Genomic DNA, 23,301 nt, shown 5'->3' with positions numbered 1-23,301 from the left:
TTTAATGTCAAAATATAATAAGACTGTGTTAACTAATGCAGGAATTGAACTAGTAAGACGAGTCAATGCTGGTAAAGCCAAGTTCAGCATTACTAAGTGTGCAACTAGCAGTGAAAACTTATCTGATAAGAGTATTACTGAGCTGCAGGAATTAACTGAATTGCCAAGTATTATGCAGTACGGTGAAATAGCTGATATTACAGATTCAGCTCAAGATAAAGATACTGTGATTGGTGCATTGCTGAAATTTAATAACAAGGGCTTAAGAAATGGCTATAATATTAATACGATTGGTTTATATGCTAAAGAAGAGGGATCCGATAAGGAGTTTCTTTATGTTGTTGCTACGGCTATTGACCCAGAACGTATGCCGGACTTTACCGACAAGGCAATGTTTCAGTTTAATGTGACTGTATACGTGGTAGTTGGCCAAACCAGTAATGTTACGGTCAACGTTACTGAAGATGGGGTTGCAACCAAAAAAGATTTAGGTGGCTTAAAAAATGAAGTAGACAAAAAGGCTGATAAATCAGATGTTAAAACTCAAGTCAGTGATGCAGTAACAGAAGCCAAAAAATACACTGATGATCAGGCTAAAACAAAAGTTGATGTAGACACCTTTAATATAGCTTTAAAGGCTAAAGCGAATAAAGATGAAGTAAATAGTGATTTAGCTGGTAAGCTTGATAAGACTGAATTTACTAAGTTCAAAACTGATAATCAAAAGGTCTTAGATACAAAGCTAGATAAAGCTACTTATGAAAATGACATCAAACAAGTTGGTAAAGTAAAGTCTGCCTCAATTAATGGTAGTGAAAAAATTTCACCAGATGCAACTGGTAATTTAGACTTAAAAGTCGATATACCAGTAACTAGTGCTAATGGGCAAACTGGTGATGTACAGATCCCTGTTTTTGCTCCTAACTTACTAACTGGGACTAGTGATCAATTACAAACCATAGGTGGTAATGGCTTGCTTTCCGATACAAGTGTGTCAATAAAAACTGGTGAAAAGTATACGCTTAATGCTTGGATTGATAACACCAAAGGAAACTCTGGTGATGACAAGGTCTCAATTTGGTATTTGGATAACACTAGCAAAGCTATCACTATGAGTTCAGGTAATGCTATAAGTGATGGTCGAGCTGGGTATTCTAGTGTTACAGTAATTTTTACTAGCCCCAATGTTACCAAAATTACAGCTCATATCAGTGGAAGTGCAGTACCGGTCAAGGAAGCAAAGCTAGCTAAGTGGCAAGATATTAACACGCCACCAGATATGACTTGGCTGCCACATACTGCAGATATAAAACAGTATACGGATGATAAAGTAGACAAATTACCTAAAACATTCAATAAGAAAGCATCTGATACTACTGGAAATATAGATATTACTGCTAGTGATACAGGGGCATATTCTAAAGCACAGACTGATACGGAATTGGCTAAAAAGACTAATAACGTTGACTTTGATAATCTTAAATCTCGAGTTGATAAGTTGCCTAAGTCTGCTTCAGTAAATGGTGGCAAACAAGTATTACCAAATGACCAAGGAAGTTTAGCAATGACTGTGCCTATGTTTGCACCTAATTTACTGGAAGGAACATCTGCTTCGTTCACGACAATCGCAAAAAATAAAACAGTAAAAGGATGGGGCTATTACCAAAATTTTGAAGTGGGATCTAAATATACTATTAGTGCTGATGTTAAATGGCCTGATGATGCAACAGGTGAAGGCGATATAAATATTTATTTTTGGTTTTATGACAAAGACAATAAAAATTTGGAAGGTGGTGGGTCTTATCTTTCAACAGGAGCTGTTAAGCCAGATCAAAAATTTGGTACGGTAACAAATACAAAAATAGTACCGGAAGGTACGGTTAAGATGCAGGTATTAAGCGAAAACTTTTCTCCTGCATACGATGTACAAGTTAAAAATGTAAAATTGGCTAAGTGGCGTGATAAAGATACGCCACCTGATATGCTACATTTACTTAACTCTAAGGATATTGTTAAGGAAGCTAATAATTATACTGATAGTAAAATCAATAATTTATCTAATACTTATCAAACTAAGTCTGCAGCTTCTAGTCAATACAATAGTTTAAGTAGTGATATCACTGCAGCTAAAAATCGTGCTGTTTCAGCAGAAAGTAGTGCCAAAAGTTATACTGATAATAGAATATCTGGAATATCTATCCCTAATATGAATAATTATTACACTTGGAGTGAAGTTGACAATAAAATTGCTGCTGCAGTTAAAACTAAAGCGGAGCAAAAAGATCTTGACTCAGTGAAGTCAATTGCTAATTATGCTAATAAAGCGACTTTTGACCTTGATGAGAGAATTACGAATGCTGCAAATAAGATTAATGACATGTCGTCAAAAATTCAGAATATGCAATATTCAATAGACAGCTTGAACTCCCAAATGTCTAGGCTAAACCCATAAAGTAATTTAGCTTAATTAATTAAGAATTGAGGTGATTAAATGGTAAGTCAAGAACATTCTAGAACTGCTAAACCAACGGTAGAATTACAGCATTCAATTGATAGTCGTGATTATATCCATTTTGATGATCCAGAAGAAGGATTTAAGTGGTTGAATGATTAGTTTATATGCAGACTTATTTAAATAAAGCAATTTAGCAAAATAGCTAGATTGCTTTTAATTGACGTACATAAAAGCGCACGCTATAATTATCTTGATTATTATGAATTGAGGTATTGTCATGGCAGATATAGTTACACCAACTAAAGCACGGTCGAATTTATATGGTTTAATTAATGAAGCAAATAGAGATGCTAAACCAGTAATTATTGCAGGAGCAACTGATGAGAAGAGTGCGGTTTTAATCAGTAAACGTGAATATGATGAATTGCAGGAAACCTTGGCTTTGGTGGCTAATGGACAATTGCAGGATGCGATAAAACGTGATGATGAAGATGATGAAGCAGTAGATTTAGATGAAATGATAGCTGAAATTGATGGATAGTTGGCAGATTAAGATCACACCGGCTGCTAAAAAGGATTTAAAAAAGCTGCTTAAAAGTAACTTACATGAACGATTTATCGAGATTGAGCGGACTTTAAAGACTAATCCATATTCACCAATTCAATCTTTTGAAAAATTGGAACCGTCAGGACGAGATTATTATTCAAGAAGATTAAATGGCAAGCATCGTGTAGTTTATAAAATTAATAAAGAGGATAAAACGGTTGAAATTTTATCCTGTTGGTCACATTACGAATAAAGCAATTTAGCAAAATAGCTAGATTGCTTTTTTGATTGGAAAGAAAGCAGGTGTTATATTTTTGCAAGAATTTTGGGACTTCATCATGCAGTCTGGTATTGTACAGTTTATTATCGGGCTGTGGTCAGGTCATAAGCGCAAAGTCAAAATTAATGAGCAATTGCTTGCACAGATTCCTGAGATAGTTGAAACCGTCAATCAATTAAAGGCTGGAGAAGTTGAAGACTTGCACGTTGAGTTGGACGGTCTTGCTCATACTATAATCAAGCAAGGTTATTCAACTGATGAGCAATTCATCAGATTGAACCAGATATATGGTGTCTATCACAGTCTTGGCGGCAATGGACTTGGTACGAAATTATATGAAGAAGCTAAGGAGCTTCCAACAAAATAAAGGAGAAATTTTATGAGTACAAAAGAAATTTTTGATTTAATTTATGCGGTATTAGTAATGGTGGCAATCATAGCTTATATAGGCGTAAAGCTATATAGCCAAAACCACACCATCAAGAATAAGTGGGTTGCCCAAATTCCCGATTTAGCGGCTGCATTTGTACATGAAGCTGAAACGACTGATGGCGAGGGCACCAAGAAAATGGATGCAGTTATCAATGAAGTTAGCCGTGTGCTTGCTGCACATAATATCAAGGTAGATCCAACTATTGAAGCTGCCATTCGAGCTTACGCAGAACAAGAAGTGGCCAAGATGAACGCAGATAAGTCAGCCGCTGAACCAGATACGTTAGGAATCTTAAACGAGAATGAAGAGGTAGTTCTTGATGAAAATTAATAAAAAATATGCTTTAGCAAATAATGAAGGCTCTAGCCATATTGCCTCAAGAAATTTTATTATTGCTCACTCCACTGCTACGCCTAATGGTGAAGCATGGGCAGTCGCACATAATATGAAATCAACGATTAATTCTGCAGAAACTTATGTACAATTTATAGTTGATGACAAAAGTATTTATCAAGTAGGCGAGCCAGGTTATGATGCTTGGGGAGCAGGTAGTCCAGCGAACTCGATGTCACCAGTACAAATTGAGCTATGTGAATTCGATGATAAAAAACGGGCAATAAAAGCTTACCAAAATTATATTGAATTAATTCGGCAAATGGCTGATAAGTATGGAATTACTAAAGAGCTTGATACCAGTTCTAAAAAAGGTGTTAAGACGCATAATTGGGTAGTTAAAAATGGTTACTCGAATACTAACCATGTTGATCCTTACCAATACTTACCGAAAATCGGAATTAGTAAGAGTCAATTTGCTCATTATGTAAAGTATGGGTTTAGTAAAACTTCAAAGCCAAAGGAAAAGAAAAAAGAAGTTAAGAAGTCAGTTACAGTTGATGTCCATCCAGTAGTGAAATGGGATGTTGCTCGTGTCTTTGTTGTAACTAATAAAAAAGGATGTAATCTGTATAGTGATGAATCGCTAACTAAGCCGATTCGAACACTAGCAAATAGTTCAACTTGGAAAGTAATTACTGAAAATAATGGTGCGCTCAAATTGGGTAAGGATCAATTCGTCGATGGACGAGCTGGTTTCACCAAGAGTAATCCGATTGCATTTAATAGTAAGCTTGGTGGTCGCGTAAAAATTATTAAGAAGGGAACTCATGCTTTATATGAGCCTAAAGCAAATAGCAAGAAAGCTTATTCACTTGAATATGGCAAAATCTACCGTTTCAAAGGACGAAATGGTAGATTTTTATTTTTAGAAAATAGTTATAAAGGTAAGCAAGTTTGTGTAACTGGTAATAATGCGTATATAATTTTATAAATAAAGCCCGCTCTGGAGAATTATCTCTGGGGCGGGCTTTTTGCGTTTGGTATAAAATTTTCCTTTTTTTGATTGAATTCTATCTTTTTGATGTAAAATTAATATATCTAATAACAAAGCAGAAAGGAGAGATAGACATGAAAAAAATTCAAGTTTTTTGGGGATATTTATTTAATATTTCCATTATTTATCTTATTGTGTTATTGCTCTCCACCATTTTTAATATAGATTTTGTATTTACTCTGTTGTTTTTTATAGGCCTTTTTTTGCTGTTTTTCAAAATCCGACCAATGACTAATTCCACATATCCTCTTGGGTTTCGTTTGGAACTGAGGAACCAATATCTTCATTAGTTGCTTTTAAACTTCTAGTTACCGAATTTATTTTTTCATTATCAACTTTACTAAAATCGACATCTTCATTAAATGTTTTAGAATTTGAACCAATTAATTTTTCTCTTTTTTGTTTTGTTTCATTTTTTCTGCTTTCTAATTCTGTTTTAAAGAATCTTTGTTCGTCTGAGGAAAGCTCCCCATACATCTTTGCTGTTTTTATTTTTTTTGTTCAAGTTCTTGTTCTTTCATTTCTTTTTCTATATCTTTATTTGTGAAATAACTTAAGAGATCTTTAGTAGTTGTTTTAACTGATACGTGCTTTGTTTTTATATCAACTTCTGTTGTACCAAATAATATTCCTATAATTACAAAAAGTAGTGCGACTCCTCCACCAAAAAGTATAATTAATCCTGGGGATTGTACTTTTTGTTTTTGAAAAATGTTATTAAGCTTTTTTTCTCCAACAATGTCTTTTATTAAATTTTGAAATGTCAGCCAATCAAGACTACTAATTTTTTCTGTTGTATTTACTCCTATTCTTATATAATAGTTATTTTTATAAAAATATTGGGAACTAATACATGGGTTTAATAAATCTGAACTATCTGTAATATTTGTAATACTTTGGTGTACATTTCTATATCCAGCTAACTCATTAGGAAATTCATTTTCAGATAATTCTTTGATCCAATATATTTTTCTTTTGAATTCATATGGAGAAATTTTATATCCATATTCATCATCTGTATCTTCATCTATATCTAACAGCTTTGTATGTTTTATATATCCATCAAAACAATCTGAAACTATAATTCCTACCAAAAATTCACTTGAATGATTAGACGGGACAAATATAAAGTCGCCTATTTTCATTTGTTCAACAAATAAGAATACCCTATTTGCCCGTTTAGTACTTCTCCTAGTTTCTGTGACTTTTTCTTGATGTAAAACCTCAACGTTTTTTTCTTGATCCTTATTTCTTTCATCAAATAATTTCAGATCATGTTCACGAAAAAGTGTTTTATATCTTTCCAAAATTGCACTATTAGCAGACTTTAATGAAGTAGGAATAGAATACAAATTATATAAATTTAAGCCGTTTGAATCTTCACCTATATAGTTATTGATATAAAAATCATCATAATAAATAGCTCCACTTCCAGCTCTAACGAACCAATAATTTGTATCATCTGGAATATTCAAAATATCACCTTTAAATTCCATAGTTTTTGAATCATTTGTATCAGTCATAAAATTAACCTCTCGAAAAAATAATAATTATATAAAATATATTGAACTTATTTATATAAAAATTCAATATCAAAAAGCCCACTCGGTAGTAGGCTTTCTAAGTTAATAATTTAAATGTAAATAAGATTTATCCAAAAAAAGCATTGTTAGATTCGTATCCATTTGGTGTTATATTACCCAGATGACTAAAAGGGGTTTCATCGCTTGCTTCTTCATTATTATATGAACTTGTCATTTTAAAATTTAATGGAAAATATTTCCAATAGATTTTGTTTGTTTCTATATCTAATACATATATTTTTATAATATATGTTTCATAATAATCTTGATTAATATTGTCGTTTTCGAGAATTGATCTTTTAATCTCGTTTCCACTTATTGTGTTTACTTTAGAAAATTTAATATCTAATAATTCATCATCATTATTTAAAACTTCTGCTTTATTTAAAACAAACAAATTTGAATGAGTTGTATTGTTAATTGCGCTAATCTTCCAGAGGTTGTCAACACAATATTTATTATCCTTGTTGAATTTATCTGGTTTAAAATGTATATTTATAATATCTTCATTAGCTTTAACAATTTTCTTTTCAAAATTTTTATTTATTTCTTCAAATTTTTCCATGATAATTCCCCCCAAAATAAACAACTTTACAACTTAAGTATATAACTAGTAGTTTTTATTTAATAATTATATGCCCTAATAATTATTAAAAAAGATTGCATAAGGTATATAATTAATATTTTTTGATAAAGTTCGAAGGGCCCTAGGAGTTAGGTGTCGAACTACAAACGCCGTTCATTAAACTGAGCGGCGTTTTTGTGGATTAAAAAATATAATTAATCAATTTTATTGTCCTTCATCCATACTGATATATAAGGGATCATAGCTTATCTTTTTGCCCATCAATTTGCCCATCAGAGACAAAATTCTTATAGTTTCTTAAAAACGCATTTCCCGTTAAATCAACGTTTTATGTTCTTAAAAGTTCTTAAAAATGCTTAGTTTTCTTCGGTTCGAGCCCGGATATCCCAATAATTATGATTTGTCTTAGTTTCAACTAGCTTTAAGCGTTGATACTTAAGACATTTTTGTTTTTGCGATTTTTTGAAATTACACTAAATTACGTACTTAGGTTACAACATTCGGTTACAACATTTTGGCAAAGGTAGATTAATCAAAATATTCTAAAATTGGTCTAAACGTAAAAAAGTGACCCGAAAAATGCTATAATATCAAGTGTTCAGAGACTTAATTATCTATTAGCTTAGATACCTTAAGGAGCTTAAAAGGGCTTCTTTTTTTGTTTGTACAGGTACAAAATTATATAAATCGGTGCAAAATTTTCGGTTGTAAGTGTCAATTTAAAAGTAATTAATTCCGCCATCGGATATTTACGATACAATCTTTTGCATTTTACAAGGTAGAAAAATCTTAACTTCTGGAATTGTCTTAAAGTGATTTTCTTTTTTAGGGGGTCGGATTTGTCGTATTTTTCATTTTTAGGGACTCGGATTTCTCGGAATTACTACTGTTAGGGTGTTAAGTTTTTTGCAGGGGCGCGATTTGCGACCCCTTCAAGTTAACCTTACCGAATAATACCGTAACGATTCGCAACGGTATTAAAAAATCCTCTGAAAGTATTTTTACTAACAGAGGATCATTTCATGAAATAGTTATTCAAAGGTAGCGTGTTGGCAATACCACTGCTCTCTTTTTATTATAGCAGGTGTTTATTAGCTGAGGTACTAAAATAGTGCGTTAGAGATGTTAACTGAAACTTGAAAGCTAGAAATCACCTCAAAAGAGCGTGATTTCTAGCTTTTTTGCCTAAAAAATAAAAACGCAAGCCCTCTCTGCGTTATACTTTAAATAACCAAAACTAAAGTTACAGGAGTTCTTACGTTATGAACAGTATACCGCAATTCAATCAAGAAAAGGACACTTCTTCCTTAATTTCATCTTTTACAAAATTAATTGGTCTAGCTGACTTAAGTAAACAGGTTAATTTTAGACGTCATTCTTTAGTTAGCCTGCTGATGGTAGTTAAATGGCTAATCCAATCACGTTTTGCCCGTAAATCACTGTATCGTTTTGACCAACCAGCTGAATTTACCTCTAAGACTGGCAGAAATATCCTCAATGATGGCCGCATCAATTGGCAAAAACTGCTTTGCTTAGCTGCTGCCAAACTAATTAAGGTACTTAAACCGGTAATTGACAAGCGTAGAAGACTAGCTTTGATTGTAGATGATACTTTGCTAGCACGTTCCTATTCTAAGAAAGCGGAATTACTTGCCAAAGTTTACGATCATAATGAGCATAAATATATTAATGGTTTTCGTGGCTTGACCGTTGGTTGGAGTGACGGCAATACTTTTTTGCCAGTTAATTTTGCTTTGATGTCCACCAAGAAAAAACAAAATCTGCTTGGCAGTAAACAACCGATAATCGTTCTATTGCAGGCAGAAGAAGAACCCAAGCCCAAAGGCAAATGAATGATGTCACGGTTGAATTGCTTAAGCAAGCTATCAATGAAGGTGTACCAGCAGACTATGTACTGTTTGACAGCTGGTTTGCCTCGCCAAAAATGTTCTGGCAGTTAAAGCAGTTAGGATTAGACAGTGTCTCGATGCTTAAGTTGAGCAAGAAGGTATACTACCGCTATCGTGGTCGCCTTTATGATGTAAAAAGTTTGTATGAACGCTTAGCTGGCTCAAAGCTGAAAGACAAAGATGACTATCTTTATAGTTGTGTAGTCGAGGCAGAGTATCAAGGATATAGTTTTCCTATCAGACTAGTATATGTTACTAAACGTGGTAATAAGGGAAAGTACTTGGTCTTGGCTACCACCAGATATCAGCTGCAACCTAAAGAAGTCATTCAGCTTTATGGTCGTAGATGGCAGATAGAAACCTACTTTAAAGCAGCTAAGCAATACCTAGCTTTAGATAAATCACAAATTCAAAGTTACGATGGTCAGTGCGGATATTTTGCAATTACTGCCTTAACTTATGACTTGCTGGCTTGGCAAGAGAGACAAGCAGTTGATGAGCGAACGATTGGAGATTTATTCTATTTAATGAATGATGCGTTGCCGGATTTGGCGTTTGAAGAAGCATTGGTCTACCTGCTAAGTGCCCTAAAAGCAGTTAAAGAAGAAATAACCACAGAAGTCGAGCGGATAATAAATAATTTTATTAAATTACTGCCAGGATTTATTCAAAAGCAGCTGCAGAGAAGCGCATGAAAATATAATTAAGAACCAAAAAAGCCAGACTCAATAAGGAATCTGGCTAGTTTTACTGCTTTCAAGTTTCAGATGTTAACTATTAACTTGAATTATCACGGATCTAATACATAACGAGGAGATTTATTTTAAAGAATGGCAAAAAGAAGATTATGAACCAGAACTTATTTTTATTAGTACTAGCATTGAAAATGAAATTGGTATTTAAGATATAATAAGCGCTGAGGCAGTTTAATGGCTGAAGATGATGCATTGAAAATGAATGATATTAAGAGTTTAGAGCAATTTAAGGATCTAATTGATACAGGTTATGAGATTGAGTTTATCTTGAATAATAAGCATTGGTTATTAGAGCCAGATCAAGATGAGACGGATTTTTCACCAAAAAGAGAATTAGCAAGTGATGATAATGTTAAAAAGTTTAACAATACTGATGAAGTATTGAAATATCAGATTGACGGTCAACGATTGGCTGACTCATGGTCAAAGATAACTAAGATAGAATGATGGAACGAGTTAAACGAACACTAAAAGATATTAAAGGAATTATTCCTGGAATGTAGCATTCAGAATTATCTGAGTGTTTTTTTCTACTCAAAGTCAAATATATCAAGATATTAAATTATAGTTCTTGCAGTCAATTACTAAATTATGATTGCTTAAATGTTAAAAAATAACGCAAGCAAAAAGCCCAGTTATAGCTAATAAACTGAGCTTTTTAAGCTTGAAGAGTTAATTTCCCCAGATACTTTTACATTCCGCCCTTAATAATTTTCTTTTCTGCCATTGTTTTGCGTAATGACAGCAAGGCTGTATAAGTTGATAGAATATAGACTTTTTTGGTCGGAACTTTGGCAACCTCTGTCATTACTTCGTCGTTGTTTGCCGTGGTAACCATATTATTAGGATCAAAACCGGCGACCTCAAGTCTAAAATGCATATCTTGATACCGTTCACCACCAACAATCACTTTTTTTATTTGATCTTGCTGCAAGTCTTCAAATTGACCATCCCAGATCCAAGATGTGTCAATTCCGTCAGCATGATTAGCGTTGAGCAATGTCACTAGTGAATATGCTTCTGATTCAGTATTAAGCATATGCAGGACTTCGTCTAGACCGACAGGATTTTTAACTAAAATTAGATTAATCTTTTTGTCTGCATAATTAATTAATTCTTGACGACCAAAAACTCGCTTATTAGCAGCAAAAGATTGGGCGATTTCTTCATCACTTAAATCAAATTCCCGTGCTACTGCATAGGCAGCTAATGCATTATAAATATTATAGGTACCACCAATATTTATCGTATAATCTTTTTGTCCCATTAAAAATTCTAACTTATCAGGTGTCTGGTTAAGAATTTGTGTAACACTGTATTTTAACTTTGGTCGTTGATAGCCACAATTAGGACAGAAAAAATTACCTAGATTAGCATAGATACGCTCGTGGAAATGGATTACTTGATTGCATTGCGGGCATAAAACGCCATCGGTGTTAACCGGAGCTTTAAAATCTTGAGATTGCTGACTTTTATCTAAGTTAAAACCATAAAAAACTTTTGGATTAGGCAGGTCAACTGAGGAAAAGATACTGGCATCACCGTTAGCAATAATTGTTGCCTGAGGAGCTAGTCTAATTCCAGCAGTGATTTTGTCATATGTGGTATAAATTTCGCCGTAACGATCCATTTGATCACGAAAGATATTAGTTAAAACATAATAACTAGGATGAACTAGCTCAGTAACCATTTTTACGTTTGCTTCGTCAACTTCTAAAACGGCAATTTTACGTTTAGCTTGGCTATTTTGGTGTGCTAAAAAGGCAGTTACAATTCCTTGCTGCATGTTTGAACCAGACGAATTAGTTAAAACGTCACCATATTTCTGTTTTAACGCGGCTACAATCAAGGCTGTTGTCATTGTTTTACCGTTAGTACCTGTAACAATGATTATTTCATAGTCCTTGGCTAGAGCATTTAACACATTTGGGTCAATTTTCATTGCTAACTTTCCTGGAAAACTAGTACCACCTTTAAGTACGTTATGAAGGAACCAGTAACTTGATTTGCCAGCGATTTTAGCAATGTTTGCTTTTAAATTCATATTTATCCTTTATCCCTCACTTTAAAATCATAATAAACTATAGCATAGCGCATAACTTAAAACGAGTTTTTAACGACGATTTAACTGCACAGATTTTAATTTTCATCTATACTAGATAGGTTAGGTGAATTTAATTTAAACAAAGGAGCAAACTATGGCACAATTATTTTTTCACTACGGCGCAATGAGTAGTGGCAAAACAATTGAGATTCTCAAAGATGCACATAATTATGAAGCTCAGGGTCGAAAAATTGCCCTGATGACTAGTAATGTAGATGATCGTAGTGGTGTTGGCACAATTGCTTCAAGGGTCGGAATCAGACGTGATGCTATTCCTATTACTGAGCATATGAACTTATTTGATTATATTAAGCAGTTAAGTAACGAAGATATTGCCAAAGGTGATGGTGCAATTGCGTGTGTCTTAATTGATGAAGCTCAATTTTTACAGCGACATCATGTTTTGGAATGCGCTAAAATTGTCGATGAACTTAAGATTCCGGTAATGACCTTTGGCTTGAAGAATGATTTTCAGAATAATTTATTTGAAGGTAGCAAGAATTTATTAATTTTTGCAGATAAAATTAATGAAATCAAGACGATTTGCCATTATTGTGGTCGTAAGGCTACAATGAATTTACGAATTCATAACGGAAAACCGGTTTATGAAGGAGAGCAGGTACAAATTGGTGGCGATGAAAGCTATTATCCAGTTTGTCGTTTTCATTATTTTCACCCAGAACAGCCGAGGACAAGAGAGGTATAAACGAGTATGGATAAAGTTATGGCACAGCTTGAAGGCTTAGTAGCTCATTATGAAGAGCTAGAAGAGCTAATGGCTGATCCAGAGGTAATTAATGACACTAAGCGGTATATGAAGGTTTCCAAAGAAGCCGCAGAATTGCGCGAAGTAGTCGAAAGATTTAAAAAATATCAAGCAGATCAAGCGGCAATTTCTGATAATAAAGAATTTATCGCTAAGGAAAATGATGCTGACTTAGTAGCAATGGCCAAAGAAGAAAACAGTGATTTAGAAAAAGAAATTGCTGAATTAGAAGATCAAATCAAGATTTTGATGTTACCCAAGGACCCTAATGATGACAAAGATATCATTATGGAGATTCGGGGAGCTGCAGGTGGTGATGAAGCTTCGTTATTTGCAGCTGATTTGCTTAGAATGTATGAAAAGTACGCAGAACGACAAAATTGGAATGTTTCTGTAATTGATAGTGAGCCAACGGAAGTTGGTGGCTACAAGCGGGTCGCCGTAATGATTACCGGGGATAAAGTTTATTCCAAATTAAAATATGAAAATGGCGCTCACCGGGTGCAGCGGGTTCCTGTAACTGAGTCTCAAGGTCGTGTTCACACTTCGACTTCAACTGTAGCTGTGATGCCTGAATATGAACAAGTTGATATTGACTTAGATCCTAAAGACATTCGGGTAGATGTTTATCGCTCAAGCGGTGCGGGTGGTCAGCATATTAACAAGACCTCCAGTGCTGTGCGGCTGACGCACTTGCCAACTGGTATTGTGGTAGCAATGCAAGATCAGCGTAGTCAGCAGCAGAACCGTGAAAAGGCGATGCAAATTTTAAAATCACGGGTGTATGACTACTATGAAAGTCAAAATCGTGATCAATATGATGCTAAGCGGAAAACGGCAGTTGGTACCGGTGATAGATCTGAACGGATTAGGACTTATAATTATCCGCAAAATCGCGTGACTGACCACCGGATTGGTTTGACGCTTAACAAGTTAGACCGAATTATGAATGGTGAATTGGATGAAGTTGTCGATGCTTTAATTCTTTATAATCAAACTAAGCAGTTAGAGGAGTTGGCAGATCAAAATGTCTAGCATAAAAACCTTAAAGGATTTGCGAACTTGGGCTAGAGTAACAGCCTCTGAAGCACGATTAGAAGATGTTGATTATCTACTAGCAGAACGTTTAAATTTGACTCCAAGTGAATTTCAGTTAAAGCAGGATATGCAACTTACTGCTGACCAGATTGCGCAGGCACAAAAAGATTTACGAAAATTAGCTAAAGGTAATTCTCCCCAATACATTTTAGGTTATGCTTGGTTCTTCGGATATAAAATCATGGTGCAGCGTGGAGTCTTAATTCCGCGGTTTGAAACTGAGGAACTCGTTAATCTAGCACTTTCCAAATTGCAAACTGGTGATAAAGTGCTGGATTTAGGAACTGGTTCAGGTTGTATCACGGTAGCACTAGCTAATGAGGCACAAAAGAGTGGACTTTCTGAGTTAACTTTATTTGCCTCTGACGTTACTGATTCCGCTTTAAGAACCTGTGAAGAAAACTTTCTAACTTATGACCTTGACGTAACTGTTCGTAAGGCGAATGTTTTAATTGGCTTAGAAAAATTTGATAAAATTATCTCAAATCCCCCATACATCAAGGAAAGTGAAACTTCACAAATGGATGAAAATGTTTTGCAAAATGAACCTAAGGAAGCTTTATTTGGCGGAAAAGATGGTCTTGAATTCTATCAAAAATTTGCTCAGCAGGTTCGTGAACATTTAAATAGCCATGGTGAATTTTTCTTGGAATTTGGTTTTAGTGAACAGCAGCAATTGCAAGAATTGTTTGCTAGCAAGTTACCAGATTTTACAATTGAATTTCACAGTGATCTAGCTGGTAAGCCGCGGATGGTGGCTGGAAGGTGGAATAAATAATGGAAACGAAGATTTTTTCACAAGAAGAACTTGATAAGGCAGTGGCGTTACTAGCTAAGGGTGAGTTAGTTGCTTTTCCAACTGAGACCGTTTATGGCTTAGGAGCTTTAGCTACTAATGAGCAAGCGGTGAAATCCGTTTATGCGGCTAAAGGTCGACCAAGTGATAATCCGTTAATTGTGACAGTTGCAGATGAAATGATGATGGCTGATTATGCTAGAGAAATTCCTGAGCGAGCACACAAATTGATTAAAAAATTTTGGCCGGGACCACTAACATTATTGCTCTTTGTTAAACCTGGTAGCTTGCCTAAGGCAGTCACTGGTGGACTTGAGACAGTGGCGTTTCGTTGTCCAGATGATGAGTTAACGCTTTCTTTAATTGCTAAGCTTGGTGCTCCAATCGTTGGGCCATCCGCTAATACTTCAACTAAACCGAGTCCCACTACTGCCGAACACGTCTATCATGATCTTAATGGTAAGATTGCTGGAATTATCGATGGTGGTCCTGCCCGGGTAGGACTTGAATCAACCATTATTGATTTATCTGTCAAAGATCCCGTAGTTTTACGTCCAGGTGAAATAACGCCGCAACAATTAAGCTCTGTTTTAGACGAAGAGGTACTGATTAATACTGGCAAGGTGACTGACCAGGCTGTCCCTAAAGCGCCGGGGATGAAGTATCGCCATTATGCACCCAGTGCCCCTGTGGTCGTGGTTGATACTGCTCAAGATTTTAGTGACCTTAATCTTAATGAGCAAACTGGAGTGATGGCATTGGATGCGGTTTTAGATAAACTAAACTTACCTGCTGCAAATAAGTTTAGTTTAGGAGACAGCCTTATCTCTGCAGATCATAGTCTATTTGACGGCTTGCGTTATTTTGATGATCAAGAACAGATTAAACAAATATATGTTCAAGGTTTTAATGGCACTCAAGCTAGTTTAGCTTATATGAACCGGTTAAATAAGGCAGCAGCTGGGCATCATTATCAGGCAAAATAAAAATAATTTGGCAAAGGACTTTAAACCCTTTGCTTTTTTGATTAGAATACTTATTAAATGTAATTTGTTTTTATACAGGAGGAAATTATGGGCAAATTTACGGTTTTGAATCATCCCTTGATTCAGCACAAGTTGACTATTATTAGACGCAAGGATACAAGTTCAAACGAGTTTCGGCGAATTGTTGGTGAAATCGGTGGCTTGATGACTTATGAGATTACTAGAGATTTGCCAATGCAAGATGTCGAAATTGAAACGCCTATTGGCAAAACGACTCAAAAAGAAATCGCTGGTAAAAAAATGACCATTGTACCAATTTTGCGAGCAGGAATTGGGATGTTAAATGGAGTAATGGAAATGATCCCGTCAGCTAAGGTTGGTGTGATTGGCATGTATCGGGATGAGGAAACTTTGAAGCCACATGAATATTTCTGTAAGATGCCCAGTGATGTTGCTGAACGTGCTTGTTTGGTAGTCGATCCGATGCTGGCAACGGGTGGTTCTGCTAATATGGCGATTGGTGCTTTAAAGAAACGCGGTGTTAAAGATATTAGATTGGCAGTTTTAGTAGCTGCACCAGAAGGCGTTAAAGCTGTTCAAGATGAAAATCCTGATGTTGATATTTATACCGCGGCTGAAGATGAGAAATTGTTGTCTAATGGTTATATTTTCCCTGGATTAGGCGATGCAGGAGACCGTATTTTCGGGACTAAATAAGTTATTTATTCAAATAAATAATGTAATTCGCTTACAAATATGCACAAAATTATTGAATGGTGGTAATATGAAATGAGTGTTCACTAAAGCGAACACGAGAAGGGAGGTCACGAAGTAATGGAGAAATCATTTGTTTTCAAGTTTATGGGTTTAAACTTTGACCTTGCTGGGATTATTGGCTCAACGCTGATGGCTGCAGTTGTATTATTTGTTTGTATTTGGCTTTCTCGAGAAGTTGAATTGAAGCCAAATAAAAAGCAAAACGCTTTGGAGTATTTGCTAGATTTTACCGATAATATTGTTAAAGGTAATGTTAGTGATAATGCTGCCCAAAAGCATTTATCGCTTTATGCTTTTGTCTTGTTTATTTTTATTTGGTGTATGAATATGCTAGGCTTGTTCTTAGAAGTCAAAGTTGGCGACTTTACGCTAGTTAAATCGCCAACAGCAGATCCAGTTACAACCATGGCATTTGCAATGATGTCTTTGCTTTTATCATTTTCATTTGGAATGCAAAAGTTTGGTGTTAAGGGATATTTTAAGAATTACTCTGCACCAGTTAGCTTTATGCTTCCAATTAATCTGATCGAAGAGGTTACCAACTTCTTAACTTTATCATTGCGATTGTTCGGTAATATTTTTGCTGGAGAGGTATTGTTAACTTTGATCGGTAACAGTTTGGCACCAAGTATGGGTATTCCAACCTTAATTGTGTCGGCACCACTCGCAATGATCTGGCAAGGTTTCTCTGTCTTCATTGGCTCTATCCAGGCATATGTTTTTGTAACTTTGTCGATGGTATATATAGGTAAGAAAGTTACAAAAGAATAATTTTTTGGAGGTTTAAATATGTCACAAGCTTTTAGATATATCGCTGCTGCTTTAGTAGCTGGTGTTGCAGCTTTAGCTGCTTCTTGGGGTAACGGAAAAGTTATTTCTAAGACAATTGAATGTATGGCTCGTCAACCAGAAAGTTCTGGCGATTTAAGATCAACCATGTTTATCGGTGTTGGTTTAATCGAAGCCGTTCCAATTTTGGCAATTGTTATTGCATTCCTGATTCTTTTTTAGTTAAGACAATAATTTAGATTAAAAAAGAGAGAAGGGCAGTAAATGAAATTTCAAACTTTACTCGCAGCTTCTAATCATATTTATCTTGGTAATACCATTTGGTATTTGATTGTTTTTGCAATTTTACTTTTGTTAGTTAAACATTATGCTTGGGGACCCGTCTCTGAGATGATGGAAAAAAGACGTCAAAAGGTAATTAGTGATTTGGATTCTGCTGCAAGCAATCGTAAAAAAGCTGAAGTTTTAGCTAATGAACGTGAAGCTGCCTTGAAGAATTCAAGACAAGAGGCAACTCAAATTCTCTCTGATGCCAAGGCAAGTGCACAAAAGACTAGTAGTAAAATTGTTGCTGATGCAAATAATGATGCTGCTGCAATTCATGAAAAGGCTAAAACTGATGCTGCACAAGCAAAATCAGATGCTTTAAATGATGCACAAACTCAGGTAGCGGATATTTCTGTTGCAATTGCTGAAAAGGTAATTGCCAAGAATTTGTCTGCAGATGACCAGAAAGATTTAGTCGATCAATTTATTAAGGGGCTGAATGAATAATGGCCTTAAGTAGAGAAGAGATAGCTGCGCGTTATGGGACTGCATTATTTGAATATGCACAAGATATGAATGCGTTGGAAACTGTATATGAAGATTTACAGGAGCTAGCAGTTGCTGTTGATGAGAATCCGCAGATCTTAAATGTTTTCAGTGACCCGATTTTTAATAGTGATGAAAAGAAAAAGTCACTAGCAATTATCGAGCATGATCTAACTGATGAAGTTCAAAACTTTTTGAATTTCTTATTAGAATATGATCGATTTGCTGATTTACCTGAGATTATAACTTATTTTAAACAGTTATACGATGATGCAGGCCAGATTGTATCTGGTACAGTAACAACAGCAATGCAGCTCAATGAATCACAATTAAAAGCTCTTAGTAAAAGTTATGCCCAAAAATATGGTCTTAAAGAGGTTCGGCTTGAAAATAAAGTTAACCAAGACATTATTGGCGGGGTAGTTTTGCAAGTTGGCGATCGTGTAATTAACGGTTCTGTCAAAAATAAGCTAAAAAAGATTCATGCGCAGTTAGTTAATAAAGATTAAAAGAGGTGAAACCATTGAGCATTAAAGCAGAAGAAATTAGCTCTTTAATCAAGCAACAACTTGAACATTATGATGACAAACTTGATATTGAAGAAGTTGGTGTTGTAACCTACATCGGTGATGGTATCGCCCGTGCCCATGGACTAAACAATGTTTTGGCTAATGAGTTGTTGAAGTTTGACAATGGTTCTTATGGTATTGCCCAAAACCTTGAATCCAATGATGTTGGGATCATTATTTTGGGGGACTTTGATAATATTCGCGAAGGTGACCAGGTTAAACGAACTGGTGAAATTATGCGAGTTCCAGTTGGTGAGGAATTGATTGGTCGTGTCGTTAATCCGTTAGGTCAACCCGTGGATGGCTTAGGTGAGATTAAGACAGATAAAACTCGTCCAATTGAAGCCCAAGCGCCGGGTGTAATGGAGCGTCAATCAGTTGATGAGCCATTACAAACAGGAATTAAAGCAATTGATGCTTTGGTTCCAGTTGGTCGTGGTCAGCGTGAATTAATTATCGGAGACCGTAAAACTGGTAAAACTAGTTTAGCCATTGATACAATTTTGAATCAAAAGGGCCAAGACGTTATTTGCGTTTATGTTTTTATTGGTCAAAAGGAATCAACTGTTAGAACTCAAGTTGAAACTTTGAAGCGGTTTGGTGCGATGGATTATACCATCGTGGTTGAGGCTGGTCCTAGTGAACCAGCACCAATGTTGTATATTGCGCCATATGCTGGTACAGCGATGGGCGAGGAATTTATGTACAATGGCAAGGATGTGCTGATTGTTTTTGATGATTTGTCTAAGCAAGCAGTTTCTTATCGTGAACTTTCCTTGTTGCTTCGTCGTCCGCCTGGTCGTGAAGCTTATCCTGGTGATGTTTTCTATTTGCATTCACGCTTACTAGAACGTAGTGCTAAACTAAGCGATGATCTTGGCGGTGGATCAATGACCGCCTTACCATTTATCCAGACAGAAGCGGGAGATATTTCAGCGTATATTCCCACTAATGTAATTTCAATTACTGATGGTCAAATTTTCTTACAAAGTGATCTATTCTTTGCCGGAACAAGACCAGCGATCGATGCTGGTAATTCAGTTTCTCGTGTTGGTGGTAATGCTCAAATCAAGGCTATGAAGAAAGTCGCTGGTACATTGCGAACAGACTTGGCAGCTTATCATGAATTAGAGAGTTTTTCACAGTTTGGTAGTGATTTAGATCAGACAACCCAGGCCAAATTAAATCGAGGTCGGCGAGTTGTTGAGGTTTTGAAGCAACCATTACATGATCCAATTCCTGTAGAAAAACAAGTAGTGATTTTATATGCTTTAAACAAAGGCTTTCTTGATGCTGTTCCTGTTGAAGATATTGGTAGGTTTGAAAAAGAACTTTATGACAGCTTTGATAGTGGACATGCAGATTTATTAAAGCAAATTCGTGATACTGGTGATTTACCAGATGAGAAAAAATTGCAAGATGCAATTGAGAAATTTGCTGATAGCTTTTCACCAAGTAACAAATAGGGGGTAAATTATGCCTGCATCTTTACTTGAGTTGAAGAAAAAAATTGCTTCAGTTAAGCAAACTGGTAAGATAACGGAAGCCATGCGAATGGTTTCTGCTTCAAAGTTGAATCAGACTGAAAAGCGTGATGAAGGATATTCTGTTTATAATGAACATGTCAGACAAACTTTATCACGGCTAATGAGTGCACAAGTAATCAATCATTTACGCAAAGAGCATGTCGGTATTGATGAAGACAGTATTGCTAAAATCGACTATGAAAATATTTTCGGTTTAGGTGTTGTTTCCGATATGGTTCAGGAACGTAAAGAAGTTAAGTCAACTGGTTACCTGGTAATTACTGGTGATCGCGGCTTAGTTGGTTCTTATAATAGTGCTGTAATTAAAAATATGATGGGCTTAGCTGAGGATGCTAAGGCTGCTCACCGAGATATTAAAATTTTAGCAGTTGGTTCTGTTGGTGCTAGTTTCTTTAAAAAGAATAATCTCAATGTAGTTTATGAAAATGATGATATTAGCGATGTACCAACTTTTGATGAAATTTCACCGGTTGTTTCGACTGCAATAAAAATGTATTTAAACGGGGTCTATGATGAGTTATATGTTTGTTATACTCACCACATTAATACCCTGTCTTCTGCATTCAGAGTTGAAAAAATGCTTCCAATTGTCGATATTGATATTGGTATTAAGGAAGCTGAAGAACATAAGAATTTAGAATATGATATTAAGCCAAACGTCAATACGGTTTTGTCTACGTTAGTTCCCCAATATGCCCGTTCTACGATTTACGGTGCAATTTTGGACGCTAAAACAGCTGAGCATGCAAGTTCAATGACTGCAATGCAAAGTGCGACGGATAATGTTGATGAGTTGGTTTCAGGTTTAACTACTAAACTAAACCGTGCAAGACAAGCAGAAATTACTACTGAAATTACTGAAATTGTCAGTGGTGCTAATGCTTTGCAATAATTAGAGAAAAGGAGGTAGATATTTTGAGTGAAGGCAAAGTTGTTCAAGTAATTGGCCCAGTTGTCGATGTTAAATTTCCACTTGATAAAAACCTACCTGATATAAACAATGCTTTACGCGTGCTTGTGTCAAAGGAAACGTCTGTTATCCTTGAAGTTGCGCTAGAGCTTGGAGATGGCGTCTTAAGAACGATTGCCATGGAATCTACTAACGGTCTCAGACGTGGAATGGAAGTTGAGGATACAGGTGGTCCTATTTCTATACCAGTCGGTAAAGATACCCTAGGACGTGTTTTTAATGTTTTAGGAAATCCCATCGACAATGGTAAGGAATTTGGAAAAGATCATCCACGTAATAGTATTCACCGTGATGCTCCGAAGTTTGATGAACTAACTACTAGTCAGGAAATTTTGGAAACTGGGATCAAAGTTATTGATTTGCTTGAGCCTTATGTTCGAGGCGGAAAAGTTGGATTATTCGGTGGTGCTGGTGTTGGTAAAACAACAATTATTCAAGAGTTAATTCATAATATTGCTCAAGAGCATGGTGGTATTTCCGTGTTTACTGGTGTTGGCGAAAGAACTCGTGAAGGTAATGATCTTTACTTTGAAATGAAGGCTTCAGGGGTTTTGAGTAAGACTGCTATGGTCTTTGGTCAAATGAACGAGCCGCCTGGTGCCAGAATGCGAGTTGCTTTAACTGGCTTGACGCTAGCAGAGTACTTTAGAGATGTTGAAGGTCAAGACGTTTTGCTCTTTATTGACAATATCTTTCGGTTTACTCAGGCTGGTTCTGAAGTTTCAGCTTTGTTGGGTCGGATGCCTAGTGCTGTTGGTTATCAGCCAACTTTAGCAACAGAAATGGGTCAATTGCAAGAACGAATTACTTCTACTAAGAAGGGTTCGATTACTTCAATTCAAGCCGTTTATGTTCCAGCCGATGATTATACTGATCCGGCTCCGGCTACAACATTTGCTCACCTTGATGCGACAACTAACTTGGAGCGAAGCCTAGTTGAGCAAGGGATTTATCCAGCGGTTGATCCACTTGAATCAACTTCTAGTGCATTAGATCCTGAAATTGTTGGTAAAGAGCATTATCAAGTGGCTACTGATGTTCAGCATATCTTACAGCGTTACCATGAATTGCAGGATATAATTTCTGTTTTAGGAATGGATGAATTGTCTGATGAGGAAAAGTTGACGGTTAGTCGTGCAAGAAAGATTCAATTTTTCTTATCACAAAACTTTTTTGTTGCAGAACAATTTACTGGATTACCAGGATCATATGTTCCAATTAAGGATACTATCAAAGGTTTCAAGATGATTCTTGATGGACATCTTGATGATTTACCTGAAGATGCTTTCCGTAGTGCAGGGCCAATTGATGATGTAGTTAAAAATGCTCAAAAGATGGGTGTAACTGCTAGTGATCCTGAAGCTAAAGCATTGTTAGAAAAGTAGGGTGATGTCAAATGGCAGATCCAGAAAAACTTTTTATGGTAAATGTTGTAACTCCTGATGGTGTAGTTTATTCACATCATTCCACTATCATTGAGATGAATGCAATTGATGGTCGAAGATCAATCATGTACAATCACTTGCCGATTTTAACACCACTATCAATTGGTGAAATCAAGGTAAAAAGAAGTCGTGAGCAGAATAAAGTAGTTGATCATATTGCAGTTAGCGGTGGCTATTGTGAATTTTCTGATAATACTGCTACAGTAATAGCTGACAGTGCTGAAAGGTCAAGTAATATTGATGTTTCTCGTGCACAGGCTGCTAGGAAGCGAGCTGAGCAGACAATGGCTGAAGCAAAAGAAAAGCATGATGAACGTTCACTTGAAAGAGCTCAAGTAGCATTAAGAAGAGCTGTAAATAGAATTAGTGTTTACAATTCAAATATTGGTAATTAGAGTTTTTAAAACGGATGTACTAGAAGCGCATCCGTTTTTATTTACTAAAGAAAAGTGAGAAATAAAATGTTTCAACTTGGCGTACATGCATTGATCAGCATTATAATTTACTTGATTATGATTGCACTTTCTTTTCAGATAATGAAAAGTATTAGAATAGATAGAATAATTAAAAGAGGTAAAACCTTTGAAGCACAGCTGTTGGTAATCTTTTTAGCAATTGCATTAGGATATACAGTTGGTAATTTTTTTATTTCCTTAATGGATACTTCTTTGCAATTAAGCAACTTCTTTTAAGAGTTAGTAA

General features: G+C 35.7%; 26 protein-coding genes and 1 pseudogene. 23 read left to right on the top strand and 4 right to left on the bottom strand.

What is annotated here, in order from left to right; all coding sequences use genetic code 11:
• Positions 1 to 4: 4 nt before the first annotated feature.
• From OZX56_RS05185 to OZX56_RS05155, 7 genes are all read left to right on the top strand, one after another.
• Positions 5 to 2,452, top strand: a complete 2,448-nt coding sequence (locus OZX56_RS05185) for a hypothetical protein (RefSeq protein ID WP_277139135.1) — start codon at positions 5 to 7, stop codon at positions 2,450 to 2,452.
• A 39-nt stretch (positions 2,453 to 2,491) separates the two neighbouring features.
• Positions 2,492 to 2,614: a hypothetical protein gene (locus tag OZX56_RS05180; RefSeq protein WP_277139134.1), complete on the top strand. Its 123-nt coding sequence runs from the start codon at positions 2,492 to 2,494 to the stop codon at positions 2,612 to 2,614.
• 118 nt (positions 2,615 to 2,732) lie between these two features.
• A complete protein-coding gene (locus tag OZX56_RS05175; protein ID WP_277126135.1) occupies positions 2,733 to 2,996 on the top strand; it encodes a type II toxin-antitoxin system prevent-host-death family antitoxin in 264 nt (87 codons plus the stop codon).
• Positions 2,989 to 3,255 (top strand): Txe/YoeB family addiction module toxin, encoded by a 267-nt coding sequence (locus tag OZX56_RS05170; RefSeq protein WP_277139133.1) that lies wholly within the window; start codon positions 2,989 to 2,991, stop codon positions 3,253 to 3,255. The genes OZX56_RS05175 and OZX56_RS05170 overlap by 8 nt, the downstream gene beginning before the upstream one ends.
• A 31-nt stretch (positions 3,256 to 3,286) precedes the next feature.
• Positions 3,287 to 3,649 carry a hypothetical protein gene (locus OZX56_RS05165; protein WP_277139132.1) on the top strand — a complete coding sequence of 121 codons (363 nt, stop codon included), beginning with the start codon at positions 3,287 to 3,289 and terminating at the stop codon, positions 3,647 to 3,649.
• Positions 3,650 to 3,661: 12 nt separating this feature from the next.
• Positions 3,662 to 4,045: a phage holin, LLH family gene (locus OZX56_RS05160; protein WP_277139131.1), complete on the top strand. Its 384-nt coding sequence runs from the start codon at positions 3,662 to 3,664 to the stop codon at positions 4,043 to 4,045.
• A complete protein-coding gene (locus tag OZX56_RS05155) occupies positions 4,035 to 5,042 on the top strand; it encodes a peptidoglycan recognition family protein (protein ID WP_277139130.1) in 1,008 nt (335 codons plus the stop codon). The genes OZX56_RS05160 and OZX56_RS05155 overlap by 11 nt, the downstream gene beginning before the upstream one ends.
• 294 nt (positions 5,043 to 5,336) lie before the next feature.
• Here the strand turns inward: OZX56_RS05155 and OZX56_RS05150 are convergent, their stop codons facing one another.
• The 3 genes from OZX56_RS05150 to OZX56_RS05140 all read right to left on the bottom strand — a co-directional run bounded on the left by OZX56_RS05150 (position 5,337) and on the right by OZX56_RS05140 (position 7,253).
• Positions 5,337 to 5,582, bottom strand: coding sequence for a hypothetical protein (locus OZX56_RS05150; protein ID WP_277139129.1), 246 nt, complete (start codon positions 5,580 to 5,582; stop codon positions 5,337 to 5,339).
• Between the two features lie 11 nt (positions 5,583 to 5,593).
• The gene (locus tag OZX56_RS05145) at positions 5,594 to 6,628 is read right to left on the bottom strand and encodes a hypothetical protein (RefSeq protein WP_277139128.1); all 1,035 of its coding nucleotides are present in this window, start codon (positions 6,626 to 6,628) and stop codon (positions 5,594 to 5,596) included.
• 127 nt (positions 6,629 to 6,755) lie between these two features.
• Positions 6,756 to 7,253, bottom strand: coding sequence for a hypothetical protein (locus OZX56_RS05140; RefSeq protein WP_277139127.1), 498 nt, complete (start codon positions 7,251 to 7,253; stop codon positions 6,756 to 6,758).
• Positions 7,254 to 8,536: 1,283 nt separating this feature from the next.
• On the opposite strand from OZX56_RS05140, the pseudogene OZX56_RS05135 reads away from it, so the two are divergent.
• Together OZX56_RS05135 and OZX56_RS05130 are read left to right on the top strand one after the other, a co-directional pair.
• A pseudogene (locus OZX56_RS05135) lies at positions 8,537 to 9,879 on the top strand (transposase).
• A 234-nt stretch (positions 9,880 to 10,113) separates the two neighbouring features.
• Positions 10,114 to 10,386 (top strand): hypothetical protein, encoded by a 273-nt coding sequence (locus OZX56_RS05130; protein WP_277139125.1) that lies wholly within the window; start codon positions 10,114 to 10,116, stop codon positions 10,384 to 10,386.
• A gap of 244 nt (positions 10,387 to 10,630) precedes the next feature.
• Here OZX56_RS05130 and OZX56_RS05125 read toward each other — a convergent pair whose 3' ends face one another.
• Positions 10,631 to 11,983 carry a Mur ligase family protein gene (locus tag OZX56_RS05125; protein WP_277139124.1) on the bottom strand — a complete coding sequence of 451 codons (1,353 nt, stop codon included), beginning with the start codon at positions 11,981 to 11,983 and terminating at the stop codon, positions 10,631 to 10,633.
• Positions 11,984 to 12,137: 154 nt separating this feature from the next.
• On the opposite strand from OZX56_RS05125, the gene OZX56_RS05120 reads away from it, so the two are divergent.
• The 14 genes from OZX56_RS05120 to OZX56_RS05055 all read left to right on the top strand — a co-directional run bounded on the left by OZX56_RS05120 (position 12,138) and on the right by OZX56_RS05055 (position 23,291).
• The gene (locus OZX56_RS05120; RefSeq protein WP_277139123.1) at positions 12,138 to 12,749 is read left to right on the top strand and encodes a thymidine kinase; all 612 of its coding nucleotides are present in this window, start codon (positions 12,138 to 12,140) and stop codon (positions 12,747 to 12,749) included.
• Between the two features lie 6 nt (positions 12,750 to 12,755).
• Positions 12,756 to 13,844: a peptide chain release factor 1 gene (gene prfA / locus OZX56_RS05115; protein WP_277126311.1), complete on the top strand. Its 1,089-nt coding sequence runs from the start codon at positions 12,756 to 12,758 to the stop codon at positions 13,842 to 13,844.
• Positions 13,837 to 14,685 carry a peptide chain release factor N(5)-glutamine methyltransferase gene (prmC, locus tag OZX56_RS05110; protein WP_277139122.1) on the top strand — a complete coding sequence of 283 codons (849 nt, stop codon included), beginning with the start codon at positions 13,837 to 13,839 and terminating at the stop codon, positions 14,683 to 14,685. The genes prfA and prmC overlap by 8 nt, the downstream gene beginning before the upstream one ends.
• Positions 14,685 to 15,689, top strand: a complete 1,005-nt coding sequence (locus OZX56_RS05105) for an L-threonylcarbamoyladenylate synthase (RefSeq protein WP_277139121.1) — start codon at positions 14,685 to 14,687, stop codon at positions 15,687 to 15,689. Before prmC ends, OZX56_RS05105 begins: the two co-directional genes overlap by 1 nt.
• An 87-nt stretch (positions 15,690 to 15,776) precedes the next feature.
• Positions 15,777 to 16,406: a uracil phosphoribosyltransferase gene (gene upp, locus OZX56_RS05100; protein WP_277126314.1), complete on the top strand. Its 630-nt coding sequence runs from the start codon at positions 15,777 to 15,779 to the stop codon at positions 16,404 to 16,406.
• A 117-nt stretch (positions 16,407 to 16,523) separates the two neighbouring features.
• Entirely contained in the window at positions 16,524 to 17,237 is a 714-nt protein-coding gene (gene atpB / locus OZX56_RS05095; protein ID WP_277139120.1) for a F0F1 ATP synthase subunit A, read from the top strand.
• Between the two features lie 18 nt (positions 17,238 to 17,255).
• Positions 17,256 to 17,477, top strand: a complete 222-nt coding sequence (gene atpE, locus OZX56_RS05090) for a F0F1 ATP synthase subunit C (protein WP_277126316.1) — start codon at positions 17,256 to 17,258, stop codon at positions 17,475 to 17,477.
• Positions 17,478 to 17,519: 42 nt separating this feature from the next.
• The gene (gene atpF / locus OZX56_RS05085; RefSeq protein ID WP_277126317.1) at positions 17,520 to 18,029 is read left to right on the top strand and encodes a F0F1 ATP synthase subunit B; all 510 of its coding nucleotides are present in this window, start codon (positions 17,520 to 17,522) and stop codon (positions 18,027 to 18,029) included.
• Positions 18,029 to 18,577 carry an ATP synthase F1 subunit delta gene (gene atpH, locus OZX56_RS05080; protein WP_277139119.1) on the top strand — a complete coding sequence of 183 codons (549 nt, stop codon included), beginning with the start codon at positions 18,029 to 18,031 and terminating at the stop codon, positions 18,575 to 18,577. The genes atpF and atpH overlap by 1 nt, the downstream gene beginning before the upstream one ends.
• 14 nt (positions 18,578 to 18,591) lie before the next feature.
• The gene (gene atpA / locus OZX56_RS05075) at positions 18,592 to 20,103 is read left to right on the top strand and encodes a F0F1 ATP synthase subunit alpha (RefSeq protein ID WP_277126319.1); all 1,512 of its coding nucleotides are present in this window, start codon (positions 18,592 to 18,594) and stop codon (positions 20,101 to 20,103) included.
• Between the two features lie 10 nt (positions 20,104 to 20,113).
• Positions 20,114 to 21,076, top strand: a complete 963-nt coding sequence (locus OZX56_RS05070; protein ID WP_277126320.1) for a F0F1 ATP synthase subunit gamma — start codon at positions 20,114 to 20,116, stop codon at positions 21,074 to 21,076.
• 23 nt (positions 21,077 to 21,099) lie between these two features.
• Positions 21,100 to 22,539 carry a F0F1 ATP synthase subunit beta gene (atpD, locus tag OZX56_RS05065; protein WP_277126321.1) on the top strand — a complete coding sequence of 480 codons (1,440 nt, stop codon included), beginning with the start codon at positions 21,100 to 21,102 and terminating at the stop codon, positions 22,537 to 22,539.
• An 11-nt stretch (positions 22,540 to 22,550) separates the two neighbouring features.
• Positions 22,551 to 22,994 (top strand): F0F1 ATP synthase subunit epsilon, encoded by a 444-nt coding sequence (locus OZX56_RS05060; protein ID WP_277126322.1) that lies wholly within the window; start codon positions 22,551 to 22,553, stop codon positions 22,992 to 22,994.
• 66 nt (positions 22,995 to 23,060) lie between these two features.
• The gene (locus OZX56_RS05055) at positions 23,061 to 23,291 is read left to right on the top strand and encodes a DUF1146 family protein (protein WP_277126323.1); all 231 of its coding nucleotides are present in this window, start codon (positions 23,061 to 23,063) and stop codon (positions 23,289 to 23,291) included.
• Positions 23,292 to 23,301 lie beyond the last annotated feature (10 nt).

The sequence above is a fragment of the Lactobacillus sp. ESL0684 genome (assembly GCF_029392675.1).
Classification (GTDB): Bacteria; Bacillota; Bacilli; order Lactobacillales; family Lactobacillaceae; genus Lactobacillus.
The sequence above is the reverse complement of the archived record's forward strand: the minus strand, read 5'-3'. Positions and strand labels throughout refer to the sequence as shown.